Source organism: Pseudomonas sp. FDAARGOS_380 (assembly GCF_002591235.1).
Lineage (GTDB): Bacteria > Pseudomonadota > Gammaproteobacteria > Pseudomonadales > Pseudomonadaceae > Aquipseudomonas > Aquipseudomonas salmasensis.
Genome location: NZ_CP023969.1, coordinates 3,022,608 through 3,043,486 on the forward strand (window position 1 = coordinate 3,022,608; position 20,879 = coordinate 3,043,486).

Annotated in this window: 16 protein-coding genes; 14 read left to right on the forward strand and 2 right to left on the reverse strand. The window is 60.6% G+C overall.

Annotated elements, in window-relative coordinates:
- Positions 1 to 49 precede the first annotated feature (49 nt).
- From CRN80_RS14255 to CRN80_RS14290, 7 genes are all read left to right on the forward strand, one after another.
- Positions 50 to 505, forward strand: coding sequence for a flavodoxin (locus CRN80_RS14255; protein ID WP_098950399.1), 456 nt, complete (start codon positions 50 to 52; stop codon positions 503 to 505).
- 175 nt (positions 506 to 680) lie between these two features.
- Positions 681 to 1,463, forward strand: a complete 783-nt coding sequence (locus CRN80_RS14260) for a class II aldolase/adducin family protein (RefSeq protein ID WP_098950400.1) — start codon at positions 681 to 683, stop codon at positions 1,461 to 1,463.
- Complete coding sequence (locus tag CRN80_RS14265; protein ID WP_098950401.1) at positions 1,463 to 2,365, forward strand: alpha/beta fold hydrolase; 903 nt, start codon at positions 1,463 to 1,465, stop codon at positions 2,363 to 2,365. Before CRN80_RS14260 ends, CRN80_RS14265 begins: the two co-directional genes overlap by 1 nt.
- A 118-nt stretch (positions 2,366 to 2,483) precedes the next feature.
- Positions 2,484 to 3,395, forward strand: a complete 912-nt coding sequence (locus CRN80_RS14270) for an SDR family oxidoreductase (RefSeq protein WP_032895355.1) — start codon at positions 2,484 to 2,486, stop codon at positions 3,393 to 3,395.
- 481 nt (positions 3,396 to 3,876) lie between these two features.
- Positions 3,877 to 5,667, forward strand: a complete 1,791-nt coding sequence (locus CRN80_RS14275) for a DUF1302 domain-containing protein (RefSeq protein ID WP_098950402.1) — start codon at positions 3,877 to 3,879, stop codon at positions 5,665 to 5,667.
- Between the two features lie 27 nt (positions 5,668 to 5,694).
- Positions 5,695 to 7,053: a DUF1329 domain-containing protein gene (locus tag CRN80_RS14280; RefSeq protein WP_098950403.1), complete on the forward strand. Its 1,359-nt coding sequence runs from the start codon at positions 5,695 to 5,697 to the stop codon at positions 7,051 to 7,053.
- Positions 7,054 to 7,710: 657 nt separating this feature from the next.
- Positions 7,711 to 10,206, forward strand: coding sequence for a LuxR C-terminal-related transcriptional regulator (locus CRN80_RS14290; RefSeq protein ID WP_098950404.1), 2,496 nt, complete (start codon positions 7,711 to 7,713; stop codon positions 10,204 to 10,206).
- Here the strand turns inward: CRN80_RS14290 and CRN80_RS14295 are convergent.
- Positions 10,203 to 11,078 carry a helix-turn-helix domain-containing protein gene (locus CRN80_RS14295; protein ID WP_098952612.1) on the reverse strand — a complete coding sequence of 292 codons (876 nt, stop codon included), beginning with the start codon at positions 11,076 to 11,078 and terminating at the stop codon, positions 10,203 to 10,205. The two genes, CRN80_RS14290 and CRN80_RS14295, sit on opposite strands and share 4 nt — an antisense overlap.
- Before the next feature lie 136 nt (positions 11,079 to 11,214).
- Between CRN80_RS14295 and CRN80_RS14300 the strand changes: the two genes are divergently transcribed.
- Complete coding sequence (locus CRN80_RS14300) at positions 11,215 to 12,117, forward strand: DMT family transporter (protein ID WP_098950405.1); 903 nt, start codon at positions 11,215 to 11,217, stop codon at positions 12,115 to 12,117.
- A gap of 414 nt (positions 12,118 to 12,531) precedes the next feature.
- On the opposite strand, the gene norR is transcribed toward CRN80_RS14300, so the two are convergent.
- Complete coding sequence (gene norR / locus CRN80_RS14305) at positions 12,532 to 14,079, reverse strand: nitric oxide reductase transcriptional regulator NorR (RefSeq protein ID WP_098950406.1); 1,548 nt, start codon at positions 14,077 to 14,079, stop codon at positions 12,532 to 12,534.
- A gap of 147 nt (positions 14,080 to 14,226) precedes the next feature.
- Between norR and hmpA the strand changes: the two genes are divergently transcribed.
- The 6 genes from hmpA (at position 14,227) to cyoD (ending at position 20,874) form a co-directional block, all read left to right on the forward strand.
- Positions 14,227 to 15,408: an NO-inducible flavohemoprotein gene (gene hmpA, locus CRN80_RS14310; protein WP_098950407.1), complete on the forward strand. Its 1,182-nt coding sequence runs from the start codon at positions 14,227 to 14,229 to the stop codon at positions 15,406 to 15,408.
- Positions 15,409 to 15,644: 236 nt separating this feature from the next.
- Entirely contained in the window at positions 15,645 to 16,151 is a 507-nt protein-coding gene (locus CRN80_RS14315) for a disulfide bond formation protein B (protein WP_003194055.1), read from the forward strand.
- A 794-nt stretch (positions 16,152 to 16,945) separates the two neighbouring features.
- Complete coding sequence (gene cyoA / locus CRN80_RS14325) at positions 16,946 to 17,887, forward strand: ubiquinol oxidase subunit II (RefSeq protein WP_003194054.1); 942 nt, start codon at positions 16,946 to 16,948, stop codon at positions 17,885 to 17,887.
- Positions 17,888 to 17,890: 3 nt separating this feature from the next.
- Positions 17,891 to 19,909, forward strand: coding sequence for a cytochrome o ubiquinol oxidase subunit I (cyoB, locus tag CRN80_RS14330; RefSeq protein ID WP_003194053.1), 2,019 nt, complete (start codon positions 17,891 to 17,893; stop codon positions 19,907 to 19,909).
- A gap of 3 nt (positions 19,910 to 19,912) precedes the next feature.
- A complete protein-coding gene (locus CRN80_RS14335; protein WP_098950408.1) occupies positions 19,913 to 20,539 on the forward strand; it encodes a cytochrome o ubiquinol oxidase subunit III in 627 nt (208 codons plus the stop codon).
- Positions 20,539 to 20,874 carry a cytochrome o ubiquinol oxidase subunit IV gene (gene cyoD, locus CRN80_RS14340; RefSeq protein ID WP_003194051.1) on the forward strand — a complete coding sequence of 112 codons (336 nt, stop codon included), beginning with the start codon at positions 20,539 to 20,541 and terminating at the stop codon, positions 20,872 to 20,874. Before CRN80_RS14335 ends, cyoD begins: the two co-directional genes overlap by 1 nt.
- Positions 20,875 to 20,879: the final 5 nt, after the last annotated feature.

Genomic DNA, 20,879 nt, shown 5'->3' on the forward strand with positions numbered 1-20,879 from the left:
CACAGGCTGCTAATATCCCACGCTTTCACTCAACTACAGGATCAGATTGATGAAAGTCGTCATCCTTTCCGGCTCGGTCTACGGTACGGCTGAAGAAGTCGCTCGCCACGCGCAAGACATCCTCAAGGACGCAGGTTTCAACGCCTGGCACAATTCTCGTGCCACGCTGGCAGAGGTGCTGGCCTTTGCTCCCGATGCATTCCTTGCCGTGACCTCGACCACCGGCATGGGCGAGCTGCCCGACAATCTGATGCCCCTGTATTCGACCATTCGTGACCAACTGCCCCCCGCCTGGCGCGGCCTGCCAGGTGCAGTCATCGGCCTGGGCGACGCCAGCTATGGCGATACCTTCTGTGGCGGTGGTGAACAAATGCGCGAATTGTTCGCCGAACTGGGCATCCGCGAAGTGCTGCCAATGCTGCGCCTGGACGCCAGCGAGAGCGTCACCCCGGAAGCTGACGCCGAGCCTTGGCTGGCCGAGTTGGTCACTGCACTGCGAGGCTGAACCCCAGGTAGCGCCGTTATTGACGGCGCTTGTTTGACCCATATCTGTACTATTCTCATGACTGACTCGCTCAGTCATCAAGCTGGCTGCCAAGGCAACTCCTTGCGCCTCGGCGTCTGACTAGACTGGCTCTCACTTTAGACACCCTAAGAAGTGCGCCAAGGAGGTCATTGCCATGAGCCTAGCCCCTGCTCCATCGCCACAAAACGTCAAAGCCCAGGTCAGCCCCGCCGAATGGCAAACCCGTGTGGACCTGGCGGCCTGTTATCGGCTGGTGGCCATGCACGGCTGGGATGACCTGATCTTCACGCATATTTCGGCCAAGGTGCCGGGCACTGAAGATTTCCTGATCAACCCCTATGGGTTGATGTTCCATGAGATCACCGCGTCGAGCTTGGTCAAGGTTGACCAGGCCGGCAATAAGCAAATGGACAGCCCCTACGAGATCAACCCGGCGGGCTACACCATCCACAGCGCCATCCACGAAGTGCGCCATGACGTGACCTGCGTGCTGCATACCCACACCGCTGCGGGTGTGGCGGTATGTGCGCAAAAGCAGGGCGTATTGCCCATCAGCCAGCAATCGCTGTTCGTGCTGTCGAGCCTTGGCTATCACGCCTATGAAGGCGTGGCGCTCAATCACGAGGAAAAGGCCCGCCTGCAAGCGGATCTGGGCCAGAATAATTTCCTGATGCTGCACAACCACGGCCTGCTGACCTGCGCCGGTAGCATCGCCGACACCTTCCTGATGATGTTCACCTTCCAGCGCGCCTGCGAGATCCAGGTACTGGCCCAGAGCGGCGGCACCGAGTTGATCGCCATCGGGCCGCAGATTCTGGCCGGTGCCAAGGCGATGGTGGCAGCTGTCACAAAAAGCGCCCAAGGTATGGGCGGTGCGCTGGCTTGGCCGGCACTGCTGCGCAAATTGGACCAACAGGACCCCGGGTATAAAAGCTGATGCCACTCGCCGAGATACCGCTCAGAGCCTGGCGCAAGCGCGGCCAGGACTTCGTCTTTCGTGGCCACACCGTGCGGTATTGGGTGGCCGGGCAGGGCGAGCCGTTGCTGTTGATTCATGGTTTCCCTACGGCCAGTTGGGACTGGCACTACCTGTGGCAGCCCCTGGCCCAGCGCAACCTGGTGATCGCCTGCGACATGCTCGGCTTTGGCGACTCGGCCAAACCCTTGAGCCACGAGTATTGCCTGCTGGAACAGGCCGATCTGCAACAGGCGCTGCTTGAGCATCTGCGGGTAGAGCGGCCGGTGCATGTGTTGGCCCATGATTATGGAGACAGCGTCGCCCAGGAATTATTGGCCCGGCATTACGAGGGAGGGTTCCAGATGGCGAGCTGTGTATTTCTCAACGGCGGGCTGTTTCCGGAGACCCATCGGCCGGCGCTGGTGCAAAAGCTATTGCTCAGCCCGTTGGGCTGGATGATCGGCCGGGCCTTTGGGCGCAATGCCTTGGCCAGCAGTTTCAACCAGATCTTCGGCCCCCAGACGCGACCCAGTGAAAGTGTGCTGGATGATTTCTGGAGTTTGATCAGTTGCAACGACGGCCCGCGTATTCTGCACAAACTCATCGCCTACATTCCCCAACGCCGTCGCCTGCGCGAGCGTTGGCTGGCGGCCATGCAGCAAGGCGAAGTGCCGTTGCGGGTGATCGACGGCGAAGTAGACCCGATTTCCGGTGCCCATATGGTCGAGCGCTATCGCCAACTGGTGCCCGAGCCCGACACGATAAGGCTGGCCAATATCGGCCACTACCCGCAGATCGAGGCGCCGGTCCAGGTACTCAGGCACTACCAGGCGTTTCGTGAGCGCATCGGCCAGCCTTCACCGCGTGCGGCCTATTCCTGAGCCTGCGCATCATCCCGCTGCCTTATCAGGCACCATTCAGCCTTGGCCGTCTTTATTGTGACCAAAGGCTGCGTGCGTGACACTCTGCCTATTCCCATTGTCGCCAGCGGAGTTCGGTATGAGTGAGTCAGTGCAGTTCCAGGATAAGGTCGTGATCGTCACCGGCGCCGGTGGTGGCTTGGGCCAGGCCCATGCGCTGCTGTTCGCCAAGCACGGGGCCAAAGTGCTGGTCAACGACCTGGGGGGGTCAACCCAAGGCGAGGGCGCCAATGCCTCGGCGGCCGACCGGGTGGTGGCGCAGATTCGCGCGGCGGGCGGCATTGCCGAAGCCAACCATGACTCCGTCACCGACGGCGACAAGATCGTACAGAACGCCCTGGATGTTTTCGGCCGGGTCGACGTGGTAGTCAACAACGCCGGGATCCTGCGCGACAAGACCTTCCATAAAATGGATGACAGCGACTGGGACCTGGTTTACCGGGTGCATGTCGAAGGCGCCTACAAAGTCACCCGCGCCGCCTGGCCGCATTTGCGCGAGCAGGGTTATGGCCGGGTGATCTTTACTGCGTCGACGTCCGGTATCTACGGCAACTTTGGCCAGTCCAACTACGGCATGGCCAAGCTGGGCTTGTATGGTTTGACCCGCACTCTGGCCCTGGAAGGGCGCAAGAACAACATCCTAGTCAACGCGATTGCCCCCACCGGTGGCACGCGTATGACCGAAGGGCTGATCCCGCCGCAGGTGTTCGAGCGCCTCAAGCCAGAACTGGTCAGCCCACTGGTGGTTTACCTGGGCAGTGACGCCTGTGAGGAAACCGCAGGCTTGTTTGAAGTGGGTGGCGGCTGGATCGGCAAGACCCGTTGGGAGCGTAGTCTGGGTGTGGGTTTTGATCCCGAGGCCGGTTTTTCGCCGGAGGATGTGGCCGCGCATTGGCAGCAAATCTGCGACTTTGAAGGTGCTGCGCACCCCAAGGACAACATCGAGGCATTGAAGGAAATGATGGCTAACTTGCAGAAGTTCAGCCTCTGATCATTGCCGGTAAATCAATGAATCCCACGGGGCGTCGATGACGCCCCGTTTTATTGCAGGCATAAAAAAGGCCGCTGCATAGGCAGCGGCCGAAGTAAGACGTTGGATCAAGGAGCGACAAATCAACGTCAGTGAACACCGGGAACAGACTGATTACAGGATCAATCCGTTATAAATCAGCTTTTCTCCCCAATGCGGGAGCGGGCTCTTTGCCCTGAAAGCCAGGCAAGAATAATCGGTTGTAACAGAATGAGTAATAGCAAATCGGGACAAGGACTGTTACCAGATCGGCAATAATTACAGGGCGCCATCGATTCTTCTGATAACCCTTCATCCATCGCATGCATGCCACCAGGCCAACGCCCGGCCAGCGAACCCCGTCATCCTTTCGGGCGACAACACGAATACCTCCTTGGTGCGCTTATCGCTCCTCAAGGGCGGCAGTAGGGTGGGGCCTTCTGTCACTCACCGGGGAAGACGCATGACAAAAACAACAATGCGCGCCATCTTCACGCCACAGGCGCTGGCCACTGCGGTTGCGCTGGGCTGCTGTGCCCAGGCGCAGGCTGTTTCGTTCAATATTGGCGAGATCGAAGGGCAATTCGACTCCTCGCTGTCGGTCGGCGCCAGTTGGGGCATGCGCGATGCCGATAAAGGCCTGGTCGGCACCGTCAATGGCGGTACGGGCCAGGCGTCCACCGGGGATGACGGGCGACTCAACTTCAAGAAGGGCGAGACCTTCTCCAAGATCTTCAAGGGGCTGCACGACCTTGAATTGAAGTACGGCGACACCGGCGTGTTCGTGCGTGGCAAGTATTGGTATGACTTCGAACTCAAGGACGAAGACCGCGAGTTCAAGCCCATCAGCGACCACAACCGCAAGGAAGGCGCCAAATCCAGCGGTGCGCAGATCCTCGATGCCTTCGTCTACCACAACTACTCCCTGGGCGACCTGCCCGGCACCGTGCGTGCCGGCAAGCAGGTGGTCAGTTGGGGCGAAAGTACCTTCATCGGCAACTCCATCAACAGCATCAACCCGATCGACGTGTCGGCGTTCCGCAGGCCCGGTGCCGAGATCAAGGAAGGCTTGATCCCGGTGAACATGCTGTTTGCCTCCCAGAGCCTCACCAATCAACTGACCGTGGAAGGTTTCTACCAACTGGAATGGGACCAGACGGTGCTCGACAACTGCGGCACCTTCTTCGGCGGGGACGTGGCGGCGGATGGCTGTACCAATAACTACACCGTGGGCAGCCCGGCGATCCGACCGCTGCAACCGGTGGCGGCGGCCTTTGGCCAAGGGTTTGGCGTGACCAATGAAGGCATGATTGTACGGCGTGCCGGTGACCGCGATGCGCGCGATTCGGGCCAGTTCGGCGCGGCCCTGCGCTGGCTGGGCGATGACACTGAATACGGCCTGTACTTCATGAACTACCACAGCCGCACACCCACCGTCGGCACCCTGACCGCCAATACCAACCTGGCCACCATCGGGCGCATCATCAACACTGCCAACGCCCTGGCACCCGGTTCCGGGGGCGGTTTGGCGCAAAGCACCATGCTCGGCCGCGGCCAGTACTACCTGGATTACCCGGAAGACATTCGCCTGTTCGGCGCCAGTTTCTCCACCACCTTGCCCACGGGCACGGCGTGGACCGGCGAAATCAGCTATCGGCCCAATGCGCCGGTGCAGCTCAACACCACTGACCTGACCCTGGCCCTGGTCAACCCTATTGCGGGCCAACTCGCCTCACCCATCCGCAGCAATTTCGGCGATGACAACAAAGGCTACCGCCGCAAGGAAATCACCCAGATCCAGAGCACCATGACCCAGTTCTTCGACCAGGTACTGGGCGCCGAGCGCCTGACCCTGGTGGGCGAAGCGGCGGTGGTGCACGTCGCCGGCCTGGAAGACAAAAGCAAACTGCGCTACGGCCGAGACTCGGTATACGGCGCCTATGGTTTTCAAGGTGACACCGACGGTTTTGTCACCTCCACCTCGTGGGGCTACCGGGCGCGGGCGATCCTTGACTACAACAACGCCATTGCCGGTGTGAACCTCAAGCCCAACCTGTCCTGGTCCCATGACGTGGCCGGTTACGGCCCCAACGGGCTGTTCAACAAAGGGGCCAAGGCCATCAGCGTCGGCGTGGATGCGGACTATCGCAGCACCTACACCGCAAGCCTGAGCTACACCGATTTTTTTGGCGGGGACTACAACACCCTGACCGACCGCGACTTCCTCGCCCTCAGCTTCGGCGTGAACTTCTGATCTGGCTTAAAAGAAGGACAAGACCCTATGCGTAAGATGATTGCAGTGTTGGCCCTGAGCGTATTGGCCGCCAACGTAATGGCGGCGGTATCGCCCGAAGAAGCCGCCAAGCTCGGCACTACCCTGACCCCGGTCGGCGCCGAAAAAGCCGGCAACGCCGATGGCTCGATCCCGGCCTGGACCGGCGGTATCCCGAAAAACGCCGGCGCAGTGGACAGCAAGGGCTTCCTGGCAGACCCCTTCGCCAACGAAAAACCGCTGTTCGTGATCACCGCCGCCACGGTGGAAAAGTACAAGGACAAACTCTCCGACGGCCAGGTGGCGATGTTCAAGCGCTATCCAGAAACCTACAAAATCCCGGTATACCCCAGCCACCGCACGGTCAACTTGCCGGCGGACATTTACGAGTCGATCAAGCGCAGCGCCGTGAATGTGAAGGCGATCAACGATGGCAACGGCCTGGAGAACTTCACCGGTAACCGTTACTACGCGTTCCCCATCCCGAAGAATGGCGTGGAGGTGCTGTGGAACCACATCACCCGTTACCACGGCGGCAACCTGCGGCGCATCATCACCCAGGCCACGCCCCAGACCAATGGCAGCTACACGCCGATCCGCTTCGAAGAAGAAGTGGCGGTGCCGCAAGCTATCCCGGATATCGACCCGGCCAAGGCCGCCAACGTGCTCAGCTATTTCAAGCAATCGGTCACCGCCCCGGCGCGGCTGGCGGGCAACGTGCTGCTGGTGCATGAAACCCTCGACCAGGTGAAGGAACCGCGCCTGGCCTGGATCTACAACGCCGGCCAGCGCCGGGTGCGGCGCGCGCCGCAGGTGTCCTACGACGGCCCAGGCACCGCCTCCGACGGCCTGCGCACCACCGACAACTTCGACATGTTCTCCGGCGCGCCCGACCGTTATGACTGGAAACTGGTGGGCAAGAAGGAGATGTACATCCCCTACAACAGCTACAAGCTCGACTCGCCGAGCCTCAAGTACGACGACATCATCAAGGCCGGGCACATCAACCAGGACCTGACCCGTTACGAACTGCACCGCGTGTGGGAAGTGGTCGGCACCGTCAAACCCAGCGAGCGGCACATCTACGCCAAGCGCCACATGTACATCGACGAAGACAGCTGGCAAGTCGCGCTGGTGGACCACTACGACGGCCGCGGCCAACTGTGGCGCGTCGCCGAAGGCCATGCGCAGTTCTACTACGACCACCAGGTGCCGGCCTACACCGTGGAAACCCTGTACGACCTGATTGCCGGGCGCTACATCGCGCTGGGCATGAAGAATGAAGAGAAGAGCAGCTTCGTGTTCGGCTTTGCCGCCAAGGCTGCGGACTACACCCCGGCGGCACTGAGGACGGAGGGCGTTCGCTGACTCCGCATCGAAGTGAGGTTGAAAATGTGGGAGCTGGCTTGCCTGCATTAGCCATAGGTCTCTACACAACGCTGTCGCAATCAACGGTAACCACGATGCGAAGCGAGCCGCTCTTGATCTTGATCTGCTTTTGATCTTAGGCGCCCCGTTAAACCACGCTGGCCGGAATTCGACAGGGATTTGGGGGGTAAACCGGCAGGGATGCCGGTTTAGCCGCCCCGCGCCATGGATGGCGCGTGGCGGCGGCCCCCCAAATCACTGGCGGATTACGGGCACACCGAGCCCAGGCGAGGTGCCGAGTGGTGGGGCAAGAGCGCTTTGCTTACTTTCGCGCTTTTCGAAAGTGAGCCGCCGTCAGGGCGGAACCCTAGGTGGCCGTTACCGCAACAATGGATATGTACACAGTCCAGCTGGGTTGACTGCCAGGCCGCCTTCGCGAGCAAGCCCGCTCCCACAGTTTGATCGTGGTGGGTCAGATAGATAGGCGTCGGCTGTCAGGTCGTCACGGGAGCAAGCCATCCCAGGCAACCCAGCTCCCACACTGAATGGTGTCCACCGCGATTTTTATGGTCTTCAATCACCCCGCTGAATACTTCTTCAACAACCGCCAACCACAGGTCTAGGGTGACGCAACAATAAAAACAGCAGGATGCAGCAATGACCGCCATGACCCGCTGCCTGGACCGTCCTGGATGCATGCCACGGCTGTCCGCCCACCACCTGTTGCGTCCGCGCTTGTCACAGCCTTTGCTCGCGGCGCAGGCGCGTGTGAAGTTGCTGTGCGCGCCCGCTGGCAGTGGCAAGAGTGCACTGCTCGCCGAGTGTGCATTGCAGGCGCCGGCGGGGTGCCTGGTTCATTGGGTGCCGCTCCATGGCGCAGCACTCAGCCCGTTGGAGTTGTGCACACGGCTGGCGCAACACCTGGGCCTGGTGTTTGTCGATGAAGCCACCTTATTGCTCGACCTCAGCCACTGGTCCAATCCTGCATGGCTGTTTCTGGATGATTTCTGCCGCCTGCCGGCTCCCGAATTGGACGCGTTGCTCGACCGTCTGCTCAGCGCCAGCAGTGCGCAACTGACGTGGTGGCTGGGTGCGCGACGGCGCCCGGTGTGCAACTGGCCGCGCCTGTTGTTGGAGGACGAACTGCTGGAATGCAGTGAGTTGTCGTTCAACGCTGCGGAGGTCCAGGCACTGCTCGCCCCAGGGCAGAGCGTTGACAGCGTGATGCAGTTCAGCGGCGGTTGGTGTGCCGGTGTACGCATCGCCGCGCTGGGCGATAACCACCCCGACAAGACCTTGCTGGATTACCTGCAACACGAACTCTTCAGTACCTTGCCGGCGCCATTGGTCGAAGCCTGGCATGTATTGGCCCACCTGCCACGCTTCAACCCAGGCTTGTGTGAACACCTGTTCGGCCATGGTGACGGCGAACAGTACCTGCGCGAGCTACAAGCACTCGGTGCATTTATCCAGCCCTGGGAAGGCACCGGCGACTGGCTGCAGGTGTTTGCACCGCTGACGCGACTGCTGCGCGACGAACCCTGGCCGGCCAAACGTTCGTGGCACCGCCGCGCCTGCCAATGGTTCAGCGCCGAGCGCGACTGGCAAGCGGCCTTCGAGCAGGCGTTGCTGGCGCAGGAATATGAAGTGGCGGTGAGCCTGTTGCAGCACTTCAGTTTCGAGGATTTGTTTCGCCAGCAGAACGCCGTACTGCTGTTGCGCCTGCATGAACAGCAGGGCGATGAATTGATGTTGGGCTCGGCGCAGTTGGTGGGGCTGCTCACGGCCGCGTTGTTGTTTGCCGGGCGCTTCGAACAGGCAGCCTTGTGCATCGAGCAACTGGCCCGCTTTGCCCCGCAACCGACGGCCGCCGCGCAACGCTATCTGCTGGCGCGCTGGCAGGCGCAATGGGGCTGGTTGCTGCATTTGAGCGGCGATGCCGAACGCTCCCGCGAGCATTTTCTTGAAGCCCTGCAAGCGCTGCCCGACAGCGCCTGGACATCGCGTCTGATGTGCCTGTCGGGCTTGACCCAGCAAGCCTTGCTGCGCGGTGAGCTGGAGGCCGCCCAACGCTTGAACCGTGAAGCGCTGTGCCTGGCCCGGTCCCACGGTTCGCTGGTATTGGAGGCCCTGCTGGAGTTGGATCACGCCCAATTGCTGGAGCAGCGTGGCGCGCCGTACCGGGCACAGAGCCTATTGGAGACGGTGCAGGCGATGTTGGCCGGGCAACGGCTCACCGCCGGGCCGTTGGTGGGGCGTATTGTCTTGCGCCGCGGGCATCTGGCTTTGCGTCAGGGCCAGGACGGCCTGGCCGCCGAATGTTTCGAGGCTGGCTTGAGCATGTGCCTGCAGAGCCAGGACAAGCGCGTGTTGTATGGTTTTCTGGGCCTTGCGTTGTTGGCAGCCAATCGTGGCGACTACGCCCAGGCGTTCATTCAATTGCGCGACGCCGAGCGCCTGATGCAGCAGCGCCATGTGCCCGACACGGTGTACCGCGCGGTATTGCTGTTGGTCAGTGGGCACTTCTGGTTGCAGCAAGGTCGCGCCGAGTTGACGGTGCAAGCCGTGCGCCGGGTATTGCGCCACTTTCGCGGGCCTTGCGCCAAGCAGGCACCGCCGGCCACCTTGGAACTGATCCCGCGCCTGGAATATTTGCTGGTGCTGGCCGAGGTCAAGCTGGGCTGTGCCGAGCAACCTATCGCGCGGCTTAATGCTTTGCTCGACACCTCACGGCAACGCGGCATGTTGTGCCTGGAAACCGAATTGCACCTGGTGCTCGGTGAAGTGACCTGGCAGCTTGGCGACCCGGCGTTGGCGCGCCGGTCGCTGCAAGCTGGCTTGGCGCTGGCGGAGCGTTGCCAGGTGCAGCAGGCGGTCCGCGAGTTGCGTTTGCGTGCGCCGGGGCTTTTAAGCGAGCTGGGCCTGGAGCCCCAGGCGGCGCCTGCCGGGGCGGCGCAGAACCCGTTGAGCCAGCGTGAGCTGGAGGTGCTGCAACTGATCGCGCTCGGCAACTCCAACCTGGAAATCGCTGATCGCCTGTATATCTCCCTGCACACCGTCAAGACGCACGCGCGGCGTATCCACAGCAAACTCGGGGTAGAGCGACGCACCCAGGCGGTGGCCAAGGCGAAGACGTTGGGCTTGATGGTCTAGGCGCTAAATGCCTGGCGGTATTGGCTCGGCGTGGCGCCCATGGCGTGGCGAAAACGCTGGTTGAAATGGCTGGCGCTGGAAAAACCGCACAGCAAGGCCACCTCACTGATCGCTAAAGCACTGCTGCGCAGCAGGTTTTGCGCTCGTGCCAGGCGCCGTGCCAGCAGGTACTGATGGGGCGGCACGCCGAAGCTCTGGCGGAACATCCGGGCGAAATGGTATTCGGACAGCGCGCACATGGCGGCCAACTGGCCGAGGCTGATGGCGTCTTCCATATGCTGGTCGATGTACTCCACCAACCGCCGTCGTTGGTGCGCGGCCAGCCCGCCTTTCAAGCGCAAGCCTTCGCGGGCGCCGACCTGGCTGAGCAAGGTATGGCTGAGCAGTTCATGGGCCAGGCTGCTGGTCAGCAGTCGCTCGCCGGGCTCGTGCCAGTTGAGGCTGACCAACTGGTGAAAACGCCGGGCCTGGAAGGGGTCTTCGAGGAAGGTGCCCTCACGCAAGTGCAGCTCCCGTGGCTCACGGTCCAGCAGGGTGACGCAGCCGAGGGCAAATTGTTCCGGGCTGAAATACAGGTGGGCCAGGCGAATATCGCCATTGATCACCCAGGCCGACTGATGCTCGGCCGGCAGGATGCACAGTTTGTCGGGGCCGCCCTTGAGGCTCGGCTGATCACGCCGAAAGGTGCCCGTGCCGCCGCCGATGTAGCAGGACAAAGTGTGATGGCTGGGGGCCTGGTAATCCTGGGCGTCATGGTGGTTGCTCCACACGGCCGCAGCCAACCCGTCACCGAGCTCGGCGCAAGCTTGCAAGCGTGCGTGGGGCGAGCGGTTGAGGGCTTGGAAGACGTGCAGCGATTGCAGCTCTGGCATGGTGTGTTCTCCGACACTTTGCATCCTACGCTCCACCGCTGGCGCTGTGAGCCCATCGCCCGACAAAAGCGCAAGAATGTGCAAGAACGTTATCCGGGGGGAGGACCACACTGTGGCTCAATCGACGGAGCCGGCTATGAATCTTTTCCTGTATTTACTCACGGTGCTCATCTGGGGCACCACCTGGATCGCCCTCAAGTGGCAGTTGGGCGTGGTGGCGATTCCGGTGTCGATTGTCTATCGCTTCGGCTTGGCCGCCCTGGTGCTGTTCGTGCTGTTGTTGCTCAGCCGCAAGTTGCAGGTGATGAACCGACGCGGGCACCTGATCTGCCTGGCGCAGGGGCTGTGCCTGTTCTGCGTCAACTTCATGTGCTTTCTCACCGCCAGCCAATGGATTCCCAGCGGCCTGGTGGCGGTGGTGTTTTCCACGGCGACCTTGTGGAACGCGCTCAATGCCCGGGTGTTTTTCGGCCAGCGGGTGGCGCGCAACGTGCTGATGGGCGGGGCGCTTGGGCTGCTGGGGCTGGGCTTTTTGTTCTGGCCGGAGCTGGTTGGGCATACCGCCAGCCCGCAAACGCTGCTGGGCCTGGGCTTGGCGCTGCTGGGCACCCTGTGCTTCTCGGCGGGCAACCTGCTGTCCAGCCTGCAACAGAAGGCCGGGCTCAAGCCGCTGACCACCAATGCCTGGGGCATGGCCTATGGGGCGGCGATGTTGGCGACCTATTGCGCGGTGCGTGGCATTCCCTTCGAGATGGACTGGAGTGCACGGTATATCGGTGCGCTGTGGTACCTGGTGATCCCGGGCTCGGTGATTGGTTTTACCGCTTACCTCACTCTGGTGGGCCGTATGGGGCCGGAGAAAGCGGCGTATTGCACGGTGCTGTTTCCGGTGGTGGCGCTGAATGTATCGGCAGTGGCCGAGGGTTACCAGTGGACGGCGCCGGCGTTGATGGGGCTGGTGCTGGTGATGCTGGGGAATGTGCTGGTGTTTCGTAAGCCTCGGGCCATCGTGCCGGACCTTAAGGCTAGCCAAGCCTGAATGTGGGAGCTGGCTTGCCTGCGAAGACGGCCTCACAGTCAACGCAGCTGGATTGTGTGTATATCCATTGCTGCGGTAACGGCCGCTTAGGGTTCCGCCCTGACGGCGGGTCACTTTTGGAAGGACCCAAAAGTAACCAAAAGGTCCTCGCCCCACCACTCGGCACCTCGCTTGGGCTCGGTGTGCCCGTAATCCGCCAGTGATTTGGGGGGCCGCCGCCACGCGCCATCCATGGCGCGGGGCGGCTAAACCGGCATCCCTGCCGGTTTACCCCCCAAATCACTGGCGAATTCCGGCCAGCGTGGTTTAACGGGGCGCCTGAGATCAAAAGCAGATCAAGATCAAGAGCGACTCGCTTCGCATCGTAGTTACCGTCGGCTGCTACAGCTCCCACATTTGACTGAGGTGCCTGCTTTATTTGAGGCCCAGGCGCTTGGCCATGCGTCCCAGGTTGGCGCGGTCCAGGCCCAGTTCGCGGGCGGCGCTGGCCCAGTTGTGCTGATGACGCTCCAGGCAGGCGCTGATGAGTTGGCGCTGGTAGTGCTCGGTGGCCTGGCGCAGGTCGCCGCTGACCATGGGCAGGGCTTGGGCCGTTGTTTCTTCGGCCACCGCCGCACTCACATCGGGCAAGTCCAGGTCCAGGGCGCTCAGGCTGAGAATCTTCGGGCGCTCGCGGCAGTTGCCCAGGGCTTTCAACGCGCTGCGTCCGATCAAGTGCTCCAGCTCGCGCACATTGCCGGGCCAGTTGTAGGCCAGCAGTGCCGCCTGGGCGTCGCCGGTCAGGCGCAGGCTGCCCAGGCCCATGCGCGAACGGTTCTGTTCAAGGAAGAAGCCTGCCAACAGCAGTACATCACGCCCGCGCTCGCGCAGCGCCGGCACTTGCAGCGGGTAGACGCTCAAACGGTGGTAGAAGTCGGCACGGTAGCGGCCATTGCGTACCTCTTCGGCAAGGTCGCGGTTGGTGGCGGCAATCAGGCGCACGTCCACCTGGTGCTCCTTGTCCGAGCCCAGGCGCTGCAACTGGCCGCTTTGCAGCACGCGCAGCAACTTGGCCTGCACGGTCAACGACAACTCACCCACTTCATCCAGGAACAAGGTGCCGCCATTGGCCAGTTCGAACTTGCCCCGACGCTCGTTCAACGCGCCGGTAAAGGCGCCGCGTACATGCCCGAACAGTTCGCTTTCGACCAGGGTCTCGGGCAGGGCGGCGCAGTTGAGGCTGATCAGCGGTTTGTCGGCGCGCGAAGAGGCGGCGTGGATCGCCTGGGCCACCAACTCCTTGCCGACCCCGGTTTCGCCGGTAATCAGCACGGTCAGGTCGCTGCCGCCGACCAAGTTGATTTCCTCGACCAGGCGCTTGTGCGCTTTGCTCTGACCGATCATTTCCTTGTGCTGCTGGCCGCTGGCCTGGCGATAGATCTCGGCGCGCTGGTGCTCGTCTTCGGCCCGCAGTGCCAGGCGCTCGATGCGTTCAGCCACGTTGACGGTGGCCGCGGCAAGGCTGGCGAAGGCTTGCAGGGCGTCCAGCTCGACCCGTTCAAATCGCTCGGTATCGAGGGCGTCCAGGGTCAGCAGGCCCCAGGGCTGGTCGTCGATAAACAGCGGGCAGCCCATGCAGTCGTGGACTTCCAAGTGGCCATGCAAACCGGCGACCAGGCCGTCATAGGGGTCGGGCAATTCGCTGTCACTGTCGAAGCGGGTAGGGCCGGGGCTGCTCAGCAGGATCTCGAAGCGCGGATGTTCGCTGACCTTGAAGCGTCGGCCCAAGGTATCGGCGCTCAAGCCGTCCACCGCCAACGGCACCAACCACTCGCCATCCAGGCGTAACAACGCGGCGGCGTCGCAGGGCAGCAGGGCGCGCATGGCTTGCAGCAGGCGTCGGTAGCGCTCGCCTTCGGGCAAGTCCCGGGACAGGTCAGCGACCAGTGGCAGCAAGGTGGTGAGCAGGGGTTGTGCAGTCATAATGACTCCTTGTAGTCCTTATGACTATAAAGTGTAGGAAGTCATACTGACTACAGAATATTTAACTTGTTGAAATTAAAGGATTTATAAGTTGGCACGATTACTGACTGCTTTAAGGCAATCAGTAAGAAGACCCAGGAGTCTCCCATGCTTAGTGCCCAAGACCGTGCAATCATCAAATCTACCGTGCCCCTGCTGGAAAGCGGCGGCGAAGCGCTGATCACCCACTTTTATCGCATGATGCTGTCCGAGTACCCCGAGGTGCGCCCGCTGTTCAACCAGGCCCACCAGGCCAGCGGTGACCAGCCTCGCGCCTTGGCCAATGGCGTGCTGATGTACGCGCGGCATATCGACCAGTTGGACCAATTGGGCGACCTGGTGGCCAAGATCATCAACAAGCACGTGGCCTTGCAGATCTTGCCGGAACACTACCCTATCGTTGGGGCGTGCTTGCTGCGGGCTATTTCTGAAGTGCTGGGCAGCGAGATTGCCACCCCCGAGGTCATGAGTGCCTGGGGCGCGGCCTACGGCCAGTTGGCAGACATTCTGATCGGCGCCGAAGCGGCTATCTACGACGAAAAAGCCCAGGCGCCCGGCGGCTGGCGGGGTGCGCGGCCGTTCCTGCTGGTCAAGCGCGTGGAGGAGAGCGACGAGATCATCTCCTTCTACTTCGCACCGGTGGACAACGGCCCGATCCTGGCCGCAGCCCCCGGCCAATACATCGGCCTGAAACTGGTGCTCGATGGCGAGGAAGTGCGCCGCAACTATTCCCTGTCGGCCCTCACCGACACTGGCCTGTACCGCATCAGCGTCAAGCGCGAAGCGGGTGGGCGGGTCTCCAATTACCTGCATGACCAGATGCATGTCGGCGCGACCATTGACCTGTTCCCACCGTCGGGCGAGTTCACCCTGGCTGCCAGTGATAAACCGCTGGTGCTGATCAGCGGCGGGGTAGGCATTACGCCCACACTGCCGATGCTCGAAGCCGCCCTGGCAACCGAACGCCCGGTGCACTTCATCCATTGCGCCCGTAACGGCGGGGTGCATGCGTTCCGTGACTGGGTGGACACGCTGGCGGCCCAGCATCCGCAGCTCAAGCGTTTCTACTGCTACGCCGAGGATGACGGCATCAGCCCGGCGGCAGACAAGGTCGGCATGCTCAACCAGGAGCAACTGGCGGCCTGGTTGCCTGAGCAGCGCGACATTGATGCCTATTTCCTGGGGCCCAAGGGCTTCATGGCGGCGGTCAAGCGCCATCTCAAAGCGCTGGGTGTGCCGCAGGAGCAGGCGCGCTATGAGTTCTTTGGGCCGGCAGCGGCGCTGGAATAATCCCCCCTAGCAACAACACTGTCCAAAATGTGGGAGCGGGCTTGCTCGCGAAAGAGGCGTGTCAGTCACTACATGTGTCTCTGATGCTCCGCCTTCGCGAGCAAGCCCGCTCCCACATTTGGCCCTCTATTGCTCCCGATTAATCCGCAGTTAACCCCTCTCTGTTTTAACCACTGCCTGTGTGTAAACTTGTTGCCATCAGGCACAACCATAATCAGAGAAAGGGAAAGACGGGGATGATTGACGACATGCGTTTAGGCAGGGAGCGGCGCTTTCTGGTGTTGCTGGGCATCATCTGCCTGGCGCTGATTGGCGGGGCGCTGTACATGCAAGTGGTGCTGGGCGAAGCACCGTGCCCGCTGTGCATTCTGCAACGCTACGCCTTGCTGCTGATTGCGCTCTTCGCGTTCATTGGCGCCGCCATGCGCACCAAGGGCGCGCTGACGTTCTTTGAAGGGTTGGTGGTGCTCAGCGCCTTGGGTGGCGTGGCTGCGGCCGGCCACCATGTGTACACCCAGTTCTTCCCCCAGGTCAGTTGCGGTATCGATGTGTTGCAACCGATCGTCGACGACCTGCCCCTGGCCAAGGTGTTTCCCCTGGGCTTCCAGGTCGATGGCTTCTGCAGCACTCCTTACCCGCCGATCCTCGGCCTGTCCCTGGCCCAATGGGCGCTGGTGGCATTCGTGCTGACGGCGATCCTGGTGCCCCTGTGCATCTATCGCAACCGTCACCCCAAAGCCTGAGTCGCCGCGCCTGCCAAACGCTCCGTTCCTTCTGAATGAAGGCCGGAGCGTTTTTGTTTGTAGGGATTTGTGAAAGCACCGTGACGAGGGGCAACGGAAGGTGCGCGCAGCGTGCGACATGTTGTCACACGGACACTGTCGCAGGACGTTTCTGACCCGCCAAATCGGCCCTTAAATTTGCACCCAGCGCACAAATTGTGCTGTCAGTTCGTGGTTCGTGCGGTGGCCCGATTTGTGTGCGGCCCCAACCCCTGCAGCCTCTATGAATGCCTTGTTTTATGGGGACTTGGACGGCATCCGCATGCCCTTACAAGCCGTAAGGGAAGTGGCACTGTGCCCAATAACACGGCAATTTTTGTGGTTTTTGTTGAGAATCGAACACGATAAGATCGCGAATCTTTGCAACTTTGGTGAAGGATTGTTGCTGGAATCGATAAAAATTATTTCTTTATAAGACATGGTTTATACATCGCTAGCTAACTACAATCGCCCGCACTGAATGTCCGGTGCTGTTCAATATTTGAGCATTGGAGCGGTCGAGGAGCAGATGGAAGGCTCAATGCGACCCCAGGTTCCGGCAGCCTTTCAACTATCCGCACCAAATGGAATTGGTCTGTAACAAGGCCTTTAGCCACGAAATCGAATAAGAACTCACTGCAGGTCCGTGAAACGTACAGTCATGACGTGTCGGGCAGGCTCTTATTCAATCGAAGAGAAATGCCAACCCTTGGCAGGGTGAAGTGTTGGCGATCAAAACCCAACTGCATTGCGCAAGCTGCTTTAGAGGTCGTGAGATGAGTAAAAACAGGTACCCCCGATTACTAGGCTTTTTGCCGCTGCTTGGCATGATGTTAATGCTGGGAGGCTGCAAGTGGACCTTGCTCGACCCAAAAGGACAGGTCGGTCTGGATGAACGAAACCTGATCATCACCGCTACCCTGCTGATGCTGCTGGTTGTGGTGCCTGTGATCGTGATGACCTTCGCCTTCGCCTGGAAATACCGCGCGTCCAACACCAGCGCTACCTACGCGCCGAAGTGGTCGCACTCCACCAAGATCGAGATCGCGGTGTGGCTGGTTCCGATCCTCATCATCATCGCCCTGGGTTACATCACCTATAAGTCGACCCACGCGCTGGACCCGTACCGTCCGCTGGAATCCGACGTCAAGCCTGTGAACATCCAGGTGGTCGCGCTGGATTGGAAGTGGCTGTTCATCTACCCGGACCTGGGTATCGCCACTGTCAACGAGATCCGCTTCCCGGAGCACACCCCGCTTAACTTCCGGATCACCTCCGACGCCGTGATGAACTCGTTCTTCATCCCTGCACTGGGCGGCCAGATCTACGCGATGGCAGGCATGCAGACCCGCCTGCACCTGATCGCCAACCAGAAAGCTGAAATGGAAGGCATCTCCGCCAACTACAGCGGCGCTGGCTTCACCGGCATGAAATTCAAAGCGATCTCGACAAGCCAGGAAGATTTCGACGCCTGGGTAGCTGCAGTCAAGGCCGCACCTAAACAGCTTGATCAAGCTGAATACGACGCTCTGACCAAACCGAGCCAGAACAACCCTGTCGCCTTGTACTCCGCGTATGAGCCGGACCTGTTTCAGAAAATCGTCGACAAGTACGAAGGTATGAAGCCAGGCAAGCCGGTCAAGCACGAGAAGAAAGAAGTGGCCGTGGTTGAAGGTTCTGATACGGGCGCGCATTCAACTGCTGGGGCAGAGGAGTAAACGATGTTTGGTAAATTAAGTTGGGACGCGGTCCCATTCCACGAGCCGATCGTAATGGTGACTATCGCCATGATCGCGCTGGGTGGTTTGGCGCTGGTTGCGGGTATCACCTATTTCAAGAAGTGGTCCTACTTGTGGACCGAGTGGTTGACCTCGGTCGACCACAAGAAAATCGGCGTCATGTACGTCATCGTTGCCATGGTCATGCTGCTGCGTGGTTTTGCCGACGCCATCATGATGCGTACCCAGTTGGCCATGGCCACCGAGGGTTCGCCTGGCTACCTGCCACCTGAACACTATGATCAGATCTTCACCGCCCACGGTGTGATCATGATCATCTTCATGGCGATGCCTTTCTTCACCGGCTTGATGAACCTTGCCTTGCCGCTGCAGATCGGTGCGCGTGACGTTGCCTACCCGTTCCTGAACTCCCTGAGCTTCTGGCTGCTGGTGTCCGGCGTGGTGCTGATCAACGTTTCCCTGGGCGTCGGCGAATTCGCCAAGACCGGTTGGGTTGCGTATCCGCCATTGTCGGGGCTGCAGTACAGTCCGGGCGTGGGTGTGGACTACTACATCTGGGCGCTACAGTTATCAGGGCTCGGGACGACATTGACGGGGGTCAACTTCCTGGCCACCGTCCTGAAAATGCGCGCCCCTGGCATGAAACTGATGGACATGCCGATCTTCACCTGGACCTGCACCTGGGCAAACGTGCTGATCGTGGCTTCGTTCCCGATCCTGGCCGCTACCATGGCGCTGCTGTCGCTTGACCGTTACCTGGATTTCCACATTTTCACCAATGAACTTGGTGGCAATCCAATGATGTACGTGAACCTGTTCTGGGCATGGGGTCACCCTGAGGTGTACATCCTGATCCTGCCAGCGTTCGGTATCTTCTCCGAAGTGATCTCGACCTTTACCGGCAAGCGCCTGTTCGGTCACCACTCGATGGTCTACGCCTCGGGCGCGATCTCCGTACTGGGCTTCATGGTGTGGCTGCACCACTTCTTCACCATGGGTTCGGGGGCCAGCGTTAACGCCTTCTTCGGCCTGGCGACGATGCTGATTTCCATCCCGACGGGGGTGAAGCTATTCAACTGGCTGTTCACCATCTACCACGGTCGTCTGCGCATGACCAGCCAGGTCCTGTGGACCCTGGGCTTCATGGTGACTTTCGCCATCGGCGGCATGACCGGCGTACTGCTGGCCATCCCGGGTGCTGACTTCGTGCTGCACAACAGCCTGTTCGTGATCGCCCACTTCCACAACGTGATCATCGGTGGTGCGGTATTCGGCTACATCGCTGGTTTCAGCTTCTACTTCCCGAAAGCGTTCGGCTTCAAGCTGCACGAAGGTTGGGGCAAGGCTGCGTTCTGGTTCTGGATCTCGGGCTTCTTCGTCGCGTTCATGCCGCTCTATGCACTGGGCTTCATGGGCATGACCCGTCGTCTGAACGCCACTACCAACCCTGAGTGGGTACCGTACCTGTACGTTGCCATGTTCGGTGCGGTGATGATCGCTGTGGGTATCGCCTGCCAGCTGATCCAGCTGTACGTCAGCGTGCGTGATCGCAAGCAGAACATGTGCGAATCCGGCGACCCATGGAACGGCCACACCCTGGAATGGTCGACCTCGTCGCCACCACCGTTCTACAACTTCGCTGTGATCCCTACTGCGAACACCATTGATGCGTTCACCGAAGCCAAGGAAGACGGTACTGCGTACCAGAAGCCCAAGCACTACGAACCGATCCACATGCCAAACAACACCGCCACTGGCGTGGTGATGGGTGCGCTGTTGACCGTGTTCGGTTTCGCGATGATCTGGCACATCTGGTGGCTGGCAATCGCGAGCCTGGTGGGCACTATCGGTTACTTCATCATTCACGCTGCCCGTGATGATCAAGGCTACATGGTGCCGGTCGAAACGATCGAACGCATCGAAGCCGAGCAGCACGCTCGCCTGGTAGCCGAGAAGAAGATCCCGGCCAACCGTGTAGAAACCTCGTTGGAACAGGCTTAAACCATGTCGAACTTAGTGACCAATGCTGGACACGCCCATGTCGATGACCATGGGCACGATGACCACCACCACGACTCGGGGCCGATAACCGTCTACGGTTTCTGGCTCTACCTGATGACCGACTGCATCTTGTTTGCGTCGATCTTCGCGGTGTACGCGGTACTGGTAAACAACGTAGCGGGTGGCCCGTCGGGCCACGACATCTTCGAACTGCCTTACGTGCTCGGCGAAACCGCCTTGCTGTTGTTCAGTTCGATCACCTACGGCTTCGCCATGTTGGCCTTCTACAAGGGCAACAAGAAGGGCGTGCTGACCTGGCTGGGCCTGACCTTCCTGTTCGGCCTGGGCTTCATCGGCATGGAGATCAACGAGTTCCACCTGCTGATCTCCGAAGGCTACGGCCCGCACCGTTCCGGTTTCCTGTCGGCGTTCTTCACGCTGGTCGGCACCCACGGTCTGCACGTATCCGCCGGCCTGCTGTGGATGGCGGTGATGATGTATCAGGTCAATAAGCACGGCCTGACCAACACCAACAAGACTCGCCTGAGCTGCCTGAGCCTGTTCTGGCACTTCCTGGACGTGGTCTGGATCTGCGTATTCACCGTCGTTTACTTGATGGGGACTCTGTAATGGCTAATGCACACTCCCATGACAGCCACGATTCAAGCCATGGCAGCGTAAAGTCTTACGCCATCGGCTTCATCCTGTCGGTCATCCTGACCCTGATCCCGTTCGGCCTGGTGATGTACCCAACCTTGCCGAAGTCGATCACCTTGATGATCGTCCTGGCGTTCGCGGTGATTCAGGTTCTGGTTCACCTGGTGTACTTCCTGCACCTGGACCGCTCCAAAGAGCAACGCGAGAACGTGATCGCGTTTGTGTTCGCAGGCCTGGTGATCGTTCTGCTGGTTGGTCTGTCGCTGTGGATCATGTTCAGCATCCACACCTACATGATGGCGAAGTGAGGTAA